We start from the raw sequence: 11,578 nt of genomic DNA, 5'->3' as shown, positions 1-11,578 counted from the left end.
TCAGAGCAAGCCCAGTTTCTGCTCGACAAACTGGTGGCCAACTCGGTCCACACCGCGTCACCCGCCTTCATCGGCCACATGACCTCGGCGCTGCCCTATTTCATGCTGCCGCTGTCCAAAATCATGATTGCCCTGAACCAGAACCTGGTCAAAACCGAAACCTCCAAGGCCTTTACACCCATGGAGCGTCAGGTACTGGGCATGATTCACCGGCTGGTGTATCAGCAAGACGGCTCTTTTTACCGCAAATGGATGCACGACCCCCGGCATACTCTCGGCGCCATGTGTTCCGGCGGCACCGTTGCCAACCTGACCGCCCTGTGGGTCGCCCGCAACCGCGCCTTTCCAGCCGAAGGCAGCTTTCGTGGCCTGCACGAGGAAGGCCTGTTCCGGGCACTGAAATACTATGGCTACGAAGGCGCCGCCATTGTCGTCTCCAAACGCGGCCACTACTCCCTGCGCAAGGCCGCCGACGTCCTCGGCCTGGGCCGTGACGCTCTGGTACCGGTAGACACCGACGACAACAACTGCATCCAGACCGACGCCCTGCGCGACAAATGCCTGGAATTGCAGAAACAGAAAATCAAAGTCATGGCCATCTGCGGCGTGGCTGGCACCACCGAAACCGGCAACGTCGACCCACTGGACGCCATGGCCGACATCGCCCGAGAATTCGGTGCCCACTTCCACGTAGACGCCGCCTGGGGTGGCCCAACCCTGTTCTCGCGTACCTACCGGCACTTATTGCGAGGCATCGAGAACGCCGACTCGGTAACCTTCGATGCCCACAAACAACTGTACGTGCCCATGGGTGTCGGTTTGGTTGTGTTCAAAGACCCCAGCTTGGCCAGCGCAGTAGAACACCACGCCCAGTACATCATCCGCAAAGGCTCCAGAGACCTCGGCAGCACCACCCTCGAAGGCTCCCGCCCGGGCATGTCCATGCTGATCCACTCGGGCCTGAAAATCCTGGCCCGGGAAGGCTACGAAATTCTGATAGACCAGGGCATCGAAAAAGCCGCGACCTTTGCTCAGATGATTAATGAGCAGCCGGACTTTGAATTGGTCACCCGGCCCGAACTGAACATCCTGACCTACCGCTACTGCCCCGCCATTGCCCAGCAGGCACTTGCAGTGGCCGACGAACTCCAGGCCGAAAAGGTGAACACCTGCCTGAACCGAATCACCAAGTTCATCCAGAAAACCCAGCGGGAGCGCGGTAAAGCGTTCGTATCCCGAACCCGGCTGGAGCCCGCTCGTTACTATCACTTCCCCTGCATCGTGTTCCGGGTGGTGCTGGCCAACCCGTTAACCACAGCGGAGATATTGGAAGATATCCTGAAGGAACAACAGGAGTTATCGGGGGAGAAAGGTATCGAAGATGAGATGAAGATCTTGAATCAGATGGCAGAGGCCGTGTTACAGCAGAATCAAAAAACAGCTCAACAAGCCTGAATCCAGCGCCACTGTTCGACCCCATCGCCATGCACTTAACAGCCTTTCTTGGAAAGGCGTCCCGCACACCCTGCCCGACACCAAAGCTAAATCAGTACATAGCCTCTTCGTCATCCAGCACTTCGTGCAGAATCTCCAGAAACATCTTGTCTGCCTCGCTCCAGTTTTCCGGAATACGTATGGTGGTATTGGCACTGATCTCACGGGCGATCAGCTCATCCGAGTTGGGCTCGCCCTTGTACTTGCGGGCAATATCCATGGATTTGACCGCAATGGTAGGTTCGCTCATGACCTTCTTGATGAACACCCGCAACTCTTCAATCATCTTGGCCTGACGGCTCTCGGAAGATGAACTCATTATTGATTCTCCGAAGGTGGACGACGGCAGAGCAAACCCGCTCCGCGCAATAGCCATAGTATGGCCAAACAGCGGGGCGGTAACCAGCCCCGCATGAATGGTCAGATCATCAACCCACGCAGGGCGAAGAACAGGAACGCGGCCATCAGAGCAGACGCCGGTACCGTAATAATCCACGCAGCGGCGATCCTGAACAGGTGTGAGCGCTTGACCATTTCTTCCTTATAGATCTTCTTCAGGCGCTTGTGCTCGGATTTCGACAGCGGCACCTGAGCCTTCTTCTTTTTGGCCTGTTTTAGCAGGTATTCCATCTCTTCGACCGAGGCATTGCGGAAGTTATCCAGGAATGGCTTCAAACGTTCCTGCTCCGCCGGCTCGTGATGCTCCATAATCTTGTGCAGCTGAGTTGCGTAGTTGGACTTCAGGTACTCCCGCAAAAACCCGACACCAAACACGCCACCGATGGCAATGTGCGTGGAACTGACCGGCAGGCCCAGCTGGGAGGCCAGAATCACCGTCAGGGCCGCAGACAAGGCAATACAAAAAGCCCGGGTCTTGTCGAGTTCGGTAATCTCGCTGCCCACCGTCTTGATCAGCCTTGGCCCAAACAGCATCAGGCCCACGGCAAGCCCAAAGGCACCAATCAACATGATCCACAACGGGATGCTGGCCGTCGTGACCACGCCACCGCCAGCCTGAATGGCATCATTAATCGCCGCCAGAGGACCGATGGCATTGGCGACATCGTTGGCACCGTGAGCAAAACTCAACAGCGCCGCCGCAAAAATCAGCGGCCAGGTAAACAGAGCGTTGACGCCTTTGATACTGTTTTCCATGGTTGCGGCCCGGCGGCCAGCCAAAGTGCGCATGATGAAAAAGACCACAACAGCAATCGCCAGGCCAATCATCGAAGCCTGCATAAACGTCACCTTGACCAGCTGGCTCACGCCTTTGATCATCAGGTAGGTGCCAAACGCCCACGCCATAATGGCCACCAGCCAAGGCACAAAGGTCCGGGCCGAGGACACCAGATTTTGCCGGTAAAGCACGGTTTTCTTGATGGCAAACAGGAACAGCGCCGCCAGAATGCCACCCAGCACTGGAGAAATCACCCAGCTGGCAACAATCCGGCCCATCACCGACCAGTCGGCGATGGCCCAGCCGCCAGCGGCAATGCCCGCACCCAGCACACCACCAACGATAGAGTGTGTGGTAGACACCGGGGCTCCCATCCAGGTGGCCATGTTCAACCATAATGCCCCTGCCAACAGCGCCGCCGTCATCAGCCAGACAAACGCCCGGGGATCATCCAGACTGGTCGGGTCAATGATGCCGCCTTTGATGGTAGACACCACATCACCGCCCGCGATAATCGCGCCGCCAGCTTCAAAGACGGCCGCCAGCAACACGGCGGCGCCCAGCGACAAGGCACCGGAACCTACTGCCGGGCCGACGTTGTTTGCGACATCATTGGCACCAATGTTGATTGCCATGTAGCCACCGATAACCGCGGCGGCCATCAACAACATGTTGTTGGGCAAGCCTTGGCTGAAGGCACCAACGATTAACCAGACGCAAAGCAGGAACAGCACGCTGAAACCGACCCGATACCGTTCCGTGGAGGGGCTGGTTAGAAGGGTATCCATAAAGCTACTGGAACGAGCCATATCAATGGTCATCTCTTATGAACAGAGTAGGATTTGGGCAATCTCGCCGCGGGCGCCAACTATAAAATTTTTGCCATAAAATTGAAACATAACTGACATACAGGCCGACATTACATTTCTGGGAAAAGAGCCTGCAACTGCTACACGCTTTGACGCACACTGCCCAAACGCAGGTAAGACAACGATCACACGGCCGGTGAATGCATCAACAATGTCGCCCCCGGTTCCGAGGCGGCTCAGTTCAGGCAGGGCCGCCTGACAACACAACTTGAGCCGACCGGCCACCCTCGTTATGATCAGGCGCGCTTGGCCGGTCGGTCACAATGTCGAACAAACACAGGTAATCACATGGCAGCAATTCGAATTCTGGTGGGTAGCGTGTACGGCGGCGCCTTGCTGACCGCCCGCAAGGTCGGCGAGGAACTGGAGGCCAACGGGCACCAGGTGCGGGTGCTGGAAGATCCGCAACTGCAGGACATCACCGACAACAACGACGCCCTTCTGGTGTGTACATCCACCACCGGACAAGGTGAGGTACCGCCCAATCTTCTACCCTTCTACATCGACCTGCGAGACCAGTTGCCGCAACAGCCCGGGCGACCGTTTGGCATAATTGTGCTGGGCGACAGCTCCTATGGTGATACCTTTTGTGGCGCCGGCGCACTGATGGAAGAGGCGCTGTACGAAACCTGTGCCCGCAAGGTCGGGGAATCGCTGAAGATTGACGCTCTGGAGACCCTGGAGCCTGAAGCTGAGGCGGTGATCTGGGCAAAAAACTGGATTAACCGGATTTGACCTTTCTTTACAAAAGTTACCAAATTGCCGGCTAATGGCGCTTGAGACGCCTTCGGCGACAGGCCATACTCCAAAGAATAACGACAATAAACGGTAACCTGTGACTCTGATGAATCCGGCTAAGCTACTGGCTCTGCTGCTTCTGTGCCTGGCGCTGCCGCTGAACACACAGGCGGCCAACCCTTCCTATGTTCCTGCGATGGACTACCTGAGGTTGTCGCCAGATGTCCAGCTAACCCCCGAGCAGGCACTGAGCTCTGCCCAATGGCAGGTGTTGTCGGAGGAAACCCCAAACTTTGGCTACATTCGCGATCACATCTGGCTGCGCTTTCCGGTCCACAATCCGGAACTGATTACGCTGCTTGAAATCAGTTACCCGCAACTGGATTACATTGATTTCTATCTGATTCAGGATGGCAACATCATCCGCCATGTAAGCACCGGTGACCAAAAACCGTTTCTGGAACGCCCGGTCAAACACCCCCACTTTCTGTTTCCGTTTCAATTGCAGCCAGATCAGAACTATCAAATACTGCTGCGCATCGAAACCGAAGGGGCCATGCAGGTTCCACTGAAACTCTGGAACAGCCGCAGCTACTTTGAGAAAGCATCCACCGAAAGCCAGCTGCACGCCGGTTATTACGGCATCCTGATTACGGTGATCTGCTTCAACTTGTTTGTCTTTCTGGCCTTGCGAGAACGGGTTTACTTACTGTACGTGCTGTCCACCTTTGGATACCTGATCCTGGTCGGTAGTCTGAACGGCATCACCTACCAACTGCTTTGGCCAGACCTGCCCGCCATTCAGAACCGGGCCATGTTACTGACCGTGCCCTTCGCCATGGTCTTCACCTTGCTGTTTTCACGATCGTTCCTCAGGCTCGATCGCTCCAGCCCCATCCTGAACCGGCTGATACTATTGACCATTGCCGCCAATCTCCTGGTGGCCGCGGTGACTTTTGTTGTCGACTACAGTACCGGCAGCCGACTGACCGTTGCCCTGGCCATTCCCAGTTGTCTGCTGCTGACGGTTGTCGGGCCATTACAGTGGGCCAGAGGCAATCCCCAGGCCGTTTATTACACGCTCGCCTGGGGTGCCCTCACGCTGGGCAGTGCCATCACTGGCGCCAACAAATACGGCCTGATACCCAATCATTTTATTACCGCCTACGGTATGCAGATTGGCTCGGCTCTGGAAGCCATCTTGCTGAGTTTGGCACTCGCGGTAAGGATCTACCGAGAGCGGCAGGATAAAGTACTGGCCCGGGAGGCCGAACTGCGGGCACTCGAGGCCCGACGGGCCGCCGAACTCCGGCTGATGGACCTGGCCCTGCATAATCCATTGACCGGTCTACCCAATCGCAGCAGTTATGAGATGAGACTGAGCGAACTGATCCAGGCCAGTGAACAAGAACGCTACGGCATTGCGGTGATTCATCTGAACAATCTCAATTCGGTCACCAAAACCTTGGGCCACCGCAATACTGATCGAATTCTGGAGCTGGCGTCCAAACACTTTAATGCCGTTATCCGGGATGTACCGGGTGCCATCGCCATTGAGCAATCCGACGTTCGTAATTTTTACCTGGCCAACCTCGACCCGCAAACCTTCGCTTTTCTGGTGGATGCCCGTGAGGCCGAAGCCGCGCACCGGGCTGTACTGCGCAGCATTGAGGAAGTGCGCTACCCCATGGACTTCCTGGGCATGCAAGTGCCGCTCAGCCCACAACTGGGCGTTGCCTTTTACCCCGAGCACGGCGCCGACGGGAGCACGCTGATTCGCCGGGCAATGATTGCTGAAGGCTCGAAACGGGCACGGGAGCGAGGTATCGCTTATTACAAACCGGCCAAGGACTCATACAGCGCAGAGCGCTTAACGCTGGTCTCCGAGCTCAGACACGCCATCGACAACAATGGCCTGGCGCTCTATCTGCAGCCCAAAATGTCACTGAAGTCTGGCAACATTGAAGGCTTTGAAGCACTGATCCGGTGGCCCGAACGAAAGCCTCCCGTGCGAGCGGACGAATTAATTGCCCTGGCTGAACAAAGCGGGCTGATCAAACCCCTTACCCGTTGGGTATTGCAAGAAGCCCTGAACATGCGCAGCCGGTTACTAGAGCTCGGGTTTGAGACGGGCATCGCTGTGAACATTTCTCCCAACAACCTGAGAGAACCGGATTTTGCAGTGTTTGTTCAGCGCCTGATGCAGAGCTACCACCATCACACCGGGGCCATCTCCTTCGAGGTCACCGAGACCTCCATGATGCAAGATCCACTAAACTCACTGAAAGCTCTAAACTCCCTGAAAGCCACCGGCATTCCTCTTTCCATCGACGACTTCGGGTCCGGTTATTCTTCGCTCTCTTATATCAAGCAACTGCCGGCCAGTGAGATCAAAATTGACCGTTCGCTGATTACCGAGCTGTCAGGCCGTGAAGAGGATCGGGTGATCGTGCGCACCACCATCGAGATGTGCCACAGTCTGGGTTACACCGTGGTTGCCGAAGGCGTTGAGGATGAGATCACTTTAAAACTGCTCGAAGAGATGGGTTGCGATCTGATTCAGGGGTACATCCTGACCAGACCGCTTCCGTTTAAGGAAATAGTGGACTGGTTATCGGATCAGCCAAGCCGTTCCCGGATCAGCGCTTCCTGAGTGGTTGACGCCACCAACACGCCGTCCTGCGTGAAGAAATTACCCCGATTGAAGCCCCGCCCTCCAGAGGCACTGGGACTGTCTTTGTCGTACAGCAGCCAATCGTCCATCCTGAACCCCCGATGAAACCAGATGGCGTGATCAAGACTGGCCACTTGCATGTTCTTGCTCATGAACGTGCGCCCATGGGGATTCAGTGACGTACCGAGAAAACTGAAATCAGAGGCATAGGCAAGCAGACACTGGTGTAACACCGGGTCATCCGGCAATGGCCCCATGGCCCGGAACCAGTTCTGACGATGAGGCGGGCGCTTCTCCGGCTTGAACGGGTTGATCGGATTAACCGGACGTATTTCGATGGGGCGATCCCGAGCCAGCAGATCACGAAGGTGTTCCGGCACCTTCTCGGCGATCAGTTTACCCCAATCCTGTTCTGATTTTAGCGACTCCGGGTCCGGGGCATCTGGCATCGCAACCTGATGGTCCAGACCGTCTTCAGCCACTTGAAACGACATGGAACCCGTCAGGATCTCCTTGCCATCCTGCCGGGCAATCACCCGTCGTACAGCAAAGGAGACGCCATCGCGAACCCGCTGCACCTCGTAATCAATCGGCATGCTGTGGTTACCCGGGCGCAGAAAATAGGCGTGCAGAGAGTGACAAAGACGATTCTCAACCGTACGACTGGCCGCCATCAGCGCCTGCCCCAGCACCTGACCACCAAACACATGGGGAAAACCGAGGTCTTCGCTCTCACCCTGAAAATGATCGTCACCGATGGGGGATAAATCCAACAACTCCACCAGCTTTCGGGTTACTTCAAGCATGCCCGCTCCTGTCATTTGTTAGCTCACGAACGATTTTTACCCCAGACAGGTAAATTTCGCAACGACTACAGGCAAAGAAAGCACACATCGGGGCCATCTGGCCCCGATCGCAAAAGGTCAGTCGTGATGAATGGGAGGAACCACTTTCGCCAGGGCCTGTTTTTCGACCGCAAACCGGCCGGTGACCGCAAACCCGAGCACATCACCTGCGGGCGACGTAAACAGTGCTTTTACGTCAGAGCCGTCCTGTTCTACCTGCCAGCTACCATCAGTGCCGGGCGGTGGCGGGCAAACCGCCGTCGGGCAGCAGGGCGTCTTGACCATAATCGGCATGGTGCCATAACGAACGTTCGTACGCTCCCCGGTGAGGGTTTTCGCCAGAGCCCGGGCGCTCGCCATCAAAGGCAACACATACAACAGCACCTGACCATCCACCTCGGCGCAATCGCCCAGGGCATAGACATCGGCGGCTGAGGTTTCCAGGGCGCGATTGACCACGATGCCTTTGCCAACGGCGATGCCGGACGCCTTGGCGAGTTCCGTACGTGGGCGCAAGCCCACCGCAGAAACCACCAGATCCGCCTCCAGGATCTCACCGTTGGCAAGTGTCACGCGGACCCCAGAGGTGCCCTGATCCACGCGGTCGACCACCGTACCCAGATGAAAGCGCGCGCCCAGCTCCGTCAGTTCGTGCTGTACCGCCCTGGCGGCGGCCTCCGGCAACAGGCTCGGCATGACCGCCGAATCCGGTGCGATAACGTCCACCTCATAGCCACCGTTACGCAGGTCGTTGGCAAACTCACAACCGATCAGACCGGCCCCCATGATAACCACCCGCTTGCCGCCTTCCAGAGCCTTGCGAAACGCCCGGTAGTCCATCAAATCATTGATGGAGTGAACCCGATCAAGGCCATCTCCAGCCAGCCCAAGCCGAATAACGTCCGCGCCCCAGGCCAACACCAACTTGCTGTAGACCAACCGCTGGTCACCCAGCACTAACTCATGGTTGTTCACATCAATACCGGTTACGGTGGTGTAGGTTCGCACATCAACACCCAACTGCTCGGCCATGGCATCGGTACCTGCCTGTGTCAGTCCCTCGGCATCTTTATCCTTGGTGAATCCAGTGGACAGCATGGGCTTGGAATAACTCACGCCGTCATCCGCCGTGACCATGACAATCGGAGTGTCTTTGTCTAGCTTGCGGAACTCTCTTACCAACGAGTATCCGGACAATCCGGTACCCACGATCACGATCGGTGCCTGGTCGGTCATCATCCTGCTCCGTTATCAGCTGATTTCGATCATCTCGAAGTCTTCTTTACCCACGCCACAGTCCGGGCACACCCAATCATCGGGCACGTCGTCCCACACGGTGCCCGGCTCGATGCCGTCTTCCGGCCAGCCTTCGGCTTCGTCGTAAATCAGACCACAAACTACACACTGCCACTTCTTCATACTGGTTCTCCGATAAATGTTGAGCGGATATTATTGTCTGACAATGCAACAATCAAGCTTTGCATTCAGCATGGAATAAACACCCGTCCAGTTCATACGCTGAAAACAGCAGGCATAATACCTGTCACCTCGCCATTGACCAATGCCAGCATGGACGGACCATCCACGGGTTTTGTGCCAATAGCCATAATTACAGATGCATCGGTTGCGATACGCCCCTCCCTTCGGTGTCCCCTCTTCGGTATAATCCGCCGTTTTACGACAGGATCCGACTGTTATGACCGATACCGTCGCCGAAATGAACCAGATCATGGCTGAAGCCGACTGCCTGGTGAATGAACAGCAGGTAAGCTCTGCTATCGACGTGCTGGCGCATGCCATTACCGATCGCCTTAAAGACAGCAACCCTTTGCTGTTCTGCGTCATGAACGGCGGCCTCATCCTGACCGGCCAACTACTGACCAGGCTCAAATTTCCGGTTCAGGCGGAATACCTGCACGCCACCCGTTACCGCCAGGAAACCACCGGCGGCATTCTGGAATGGAAGCTCCAGCCAGAGGCGAGCATGAAGGACCGCAGCGTATTGATCGTGGACGACATTCTGGATGAGGGTACGACACTCTGCGCCATTGCGGATTACTGCCTCGCGCAGGGTGCCCGCGAAGTGCTGACAGCGGTACTGGTCGATAAAGATCACGACCGAAAGGCGCGACCGGGCCTGAAAGCAGATTTCACCGGCCTGTCGGTGGAGGATCGCTTCCTGTTCGGTTATGGCATGGATTACAAAGGCTACTGGCGCAACGCCCCAGGGATCTATGCCGTTAAAGGGCTCTGATGACAGCCACGGGCTGATTATTCCGCCCACGCGCTGGTATCGCTCCCTCGCCGCTGCCGGCCTCTATAACCCGGACGTTCGCGGCGAAGCGGGCTATTGGTTAACGGTGGGCGGATCGTTTACCCGCGCGCTGCAACAGCAATGCCGGGATCGTTTCCATGTCGACATCTGCCAAGAGGGCTTTGGCGTGCCTGCCACGGAGGAGGCTCAGCGTCTGGGTCTTAGACCACGACAACTGGCGTGGATCCGGGAAGTCCGCTTGTGTGGCGATGGCGAGCCCTGGGTGCTTGCCCGGACCATCATTCCGCAAGCGTGTCTTGACGGCCAGGGCCGGCGACTGCGCCACCTTGGTAACAAACCGCTCGGCGCTTATTTATTCAGCCGTCCGGAGTGGGTGCGCGGGCCACTTGAAACCGGGTTATGCCAGCCGGCCGTTCCAGATCAGCCCATCCTGGCAAGACGCTCGCTGTTCCATCGAGGCGCAGACGCTCTGATGGTCGGTGAATATCTATTACCCGCACTCTACCAGAGTCAACCCCGGCTTTAACCCGCACCACTGAGCTGGCTATAATCCCCCCTGCGCCACGCACCTATCACCGGATGATCCCAGCCATGCTGCAAAACGCCGTGCCAGAACATATTCAGGTCCGCCTGACAGACTACGCAAAGCTGCTTCGCATCGATCGCCCGATCGGCACCCTGCTGTTGCTCTGGCCAACCTGGTGGGCACTCTGGCTAGCCGGTGAGGGCAGCCCCTCAATCGGCAACATTGTGGTCTTTACCCTTGGGGTTTTCTTCATGCGGGCTGCCGGCTGCGCCATTAACGATTTTGCCGACCGTGATCTGGACCGGCACGTCAAACGCACCCAGGATCGTCCGTTGACCGCTGGCCGAATCAAGGCCTGGGAGGCACTCGCCCTGTTTGGCGGACTGTGCCTGGTGTCGTTTCTGATGGTGCTTCTATTCACCAACCCGTTAACACTGTATTTATCGTTTGGCGGTGCCCTGCTGGCATTTATCTACCCGTTCATGAAACGGCACACCCACCTGCCACAGTTGTTTCTGGGTGCAGCCTTTTCCTGGGCGATCCCCATGGCCTGGGCCGCAGAAGCCAACCAACTTACCCAACTGACCTGGCTGCTGTTTACCGCCAACGTGCTCTGGACCGTCGCCTACGACACCCTGTATGCCATGGTCGACAGAGATGACGACGTTAAAATCGGCATCAAATCGACCGCGGTGCTCTTTGGGGATGCCGACCGCGCCATCATTGGCGTTCTGCAAGCCATGGTCATTGTCATTCTGATCATGGTTGGTGACCAGGCGGAGCTGGGCAGCGTCTATTACCTGGGTGTGGCTGTAATGGCCACGCTGTTTGTTTATCAGCAATACCTTGCCAAAGATCGCTCGAGAGAGGGCTGTTTCAAGGCTTTTCTCAACAACAACTGGGCAGGCTTTGCTGTTTTCGCAGGACTGATCGTCGACCTGTACATCTGACTCCTCAGCCATGTCATATACTTGTAACAA

The 11,578-nt window shown here is 56.8% G+C and carries 11 protein-coding genes; 6 read left to right on the top strand and 5 right to left on the bottom strand.

Annotated elements, in window-relative coordinates:
- The coding region (gene panP, locus IBX51_RS07040) for a pyridoxal-dependent aspartate 1-decarboxylase PanP (RefSeq protein ID WP_291830149.1) at nt 1-1,455 on the top strand (1,455 nt) is incomplete at its 5' end.
- A 91-nt stretch (nt 1,456-1,546) separates the two neighbouring features.
- On the opposite strand, the gene IBX51_RS07035 is transcribed toward panP, so the two are convergent.
- Together IBX51_RS07035 and IBX51_RS07030 are read right to left on the bottom strand one after the other, a co-directional pair.
- On the bottom strand, nt 1,547-1,813 hold the full coding sequence (locus IBX51_RS07035; protein WP_291830147.1) for a hypothetical protein: 267 nt from the start codon (nt 1,811-1,813) through the stop codon (nt 1,547-1,549).
- A gap of 101 nt (nt 1,814-1,914) precedes the next feature.
- Entirely contained in the window at nt 1,915-3,480 is a 1,566-nt protein-coding gene (locus IBX51_RS07030) for an inorganic phosphate transporter (protein ID WP_291830145.1), read from the bottom strand.
- Nucleotides 3,481-3,828: 348 nt separating this feature from the next.
- Here IBX51_RS07030 and IBX51_RS07025 point away from each other — a divergent pair, with 348 nt between their 5' ends.
- Together IBX51_RS07025 and IBX51_RS07020 are read left to right on the top strand one after the other, a co-directional pair.
- Nucleotides 3,829-4,275, top strand: a complete 447-nt coding sequence (locus tag IBX51_RS07025) for a flavodoxin (RefSeq protein WP_291830143.1) — start codon at nt 3,829-3,831, stop codon at nt 4,273-4,275.
- A 109-nt stretch (nt 4,276-4,384) separates the two neighbouring features.
- Nucleotides 4,385-6,931 (top strand): EAL domain-containing protein, encoded by a 2,547-nt coding sequence (locus tag IBX51_RS07020; RefSeq protein WP_291830141.1) that lies wholly within the window; start codon nt 4,385-4,387, stop codon nt 6,929-6,931.
- Here the strand turns inward: IBX51_RS07020 and tesB are convergent.
- From tesB to IBX51_RS07005, 3 genes are all read right to left on the bottom strand, one after another.
- On the bottom strand, nt 6,898-7,758 hold the full coding sequence (gene tesB, locus IBX51_RS07015) for an acyl-CoA thioesterase II (protein WP_291830139.1): 861 nt from the start codon (nt 7,756-7,758) through the stop codon (nt 6,898-6,900). The two genes, IBX51_RS07020 and tesB, sit on opposite strands and share 34 nt — an antisense overlap.
- Before the next feature lie 117 nt (nt 7,759-7,875).
- Entirely contained in the window at nt 7,876-9,033 is a 1,158-nt protein-coding gene (locus IBX51_RS07010) for an FAD-dependent oxidoreductase (protein WP_291830137.1), read from the bottom strand.
- A 15-nt stretch (nt 9,034-9,048) separates the two neighbouring features.
- Nucleotides 9,049-9,216 (bottom strand): rubredoxin, encoded by a 168-nt coding sequence (locus IBX51_RS07005; RefSeq protein ID WP_291830136.1) that lies wholly within the window; start codon nt 9,214-9,216, stop codon nt 9,049-9,051.
- Between the two features lie 277 nt (nt 9,217-9,493).
- Here IBX51_RS07005 and IBX51_RS07000 point away from each other — a divergent pair, with 277 nt between their 5' ends.
- Genes IBX51_RS07000 through ubiA form a run of 3 tightly spaced genes read left to right on the top strand, consistent with a single transcriptional unit; the run spans nt 9,494 to nt 11,548 of the window.
- Complete coding sequence (locus IBX51_RS07000; protein ID WP_291830134.1) at nt 9,494-10,051, top strand: hypoxanthine-guanine phosphoribosyltransferase; 558 nt, start codon at nt 9,494-9,496, stop codon at nt 10,049-10,051.
- Nucleotides 10,032-10,598 carry a chorismate lyase gene (locus tag IBX51_RS06995; RefSeq protein WP_291830132.1) on the top strand — a complete coding sequence of 189 codons (567 nt, stop codon included), beginning with the start codon at nt 10,032-10,034 and terminating at the stop codon, nt 10,596-10,598. The genes IBX51_RS07000 and IBX51_RS06995 overlap by 20 nt, the downstream gene beginning before the upstream one ends.
- A gap of 53 nt (nt 10,599-10,651) precedes the next feature.
- Nucleotides 10,652-11,548 (top strand): 4-hydroxybenzoate octaprenyltransferase, encoded by an 897-nt coding sequence (gene ubiA / locus IBX51_RS06990; protein ID WP_291830130.1) that lies wholly within the window; start codon nt 10,652-10,654, stop codon nt 11,546-11,548.
- The last annotated feature ends 30 nt before the right edge of the window (nt 11,549-11,578 follow it).

It is taken from the genome of Marinobacter sp. (genome assembly GCF_014859525.1).
GTDB lineage: Bacteria > Pseudomonadota > Gammaproteobacteria > Pseudomonadales > Oleiphilaceae > Marinobacter.
The sequence above is the reverse complement of the archived record's forward strand: the minus strand, read 5'-3'. Positions and strand labels throughout refer to the sequence as shown.